Source organism: Actinomadura sp. BRA 177, from assembly GCF_013372625.1.
Classification (GTDB): domain Bacteria; phylum Actinomycetota; class Actinomycetes; order Streptosporangiales; family Streptosporangiaceae; genus Spirillospora.
The window spans coordinates 1-710 of the sequence record NZ_JABXFD010000708.1; the positions used below are offsets into that span (position 1 = coordinate 1).

A 710-nucleotide genomic window follows, 5' to 3' on the forward strand; every position below is an offset into this window, starting at 1 on the left:
ATTGTCTGCTGTGTGTTTTGTTGTGATGATACGGTCGCTGCCGAGTTCACCCCTCGCCTCTTGGTCGGCAGCGTCGGATGGGAAGAAGGGACAGGCGGCGGCAGGTGCCGGCCGGAGAAGTAGCCGCCGGCGCTCGCGTTCGGCATCCCGGCCCGCCGCGCGACCTGCCGGACGGTCAGGCCCGCGCCGTCGCGGAGCCGGGTCAGCTCCCGCGCGAAGTCCTGCCGCGTGACGATCCGGCGCGGATCCGGCGTCTCCGCGTCGCTGGCGGACGGTTCGGTGAGTGCCATCTGAACCCCCACGGCGAGCCCCAGGTCGTCTGACACTTCGAGTCAGGCACGTACTGGCCGCACCGAAAAGGTCAGATGACATAAACGCAGACATTCCGCCCGATTCCCGTGTTTTCCCGGAGTCCGCACCGTCCGTCGCCGTGCCGTGCCGCAGCGGAACCGGGGGACGCGTACGGCCTTGTACGGGCATTGGACGGGACGTTGTGCGCGCCCGGCCCGGGAGGTCTGCTGAGAAGGACCCCGATCATGACAGTGGTGAAGGCGGCACCCGGCCATGACGAGAGACGGCGCATTCGATCCCGACGCGTTCGACGACGGCGCGTTCGATGACGGCACAGGGCGCGGCGGCCCGGCGGGGCTCGCCCGGCGCCGGCGCCCCCCGGCGGAGCGGGCGACGGCGCCCCTCCTCTCCCCTCAACA

1 protein-coding gene is annotated in these 710 nt (G+C 70.4%); it reads right to left on the reverse strand.

Going from position 1 to position 710, the window contains the following annotated elements; translation table 11 throughout:
- The coding region (locus tag HUX53_RS38675) for a helix-turn-helix transcriptional regulator (protein WP_176408231.1) at positions 1-290 on the reverse strand (290 nt) is incomplete at its 3' end.
- Between the last annotated feature and the right edge of the window lie 420 nt (positions 291-710).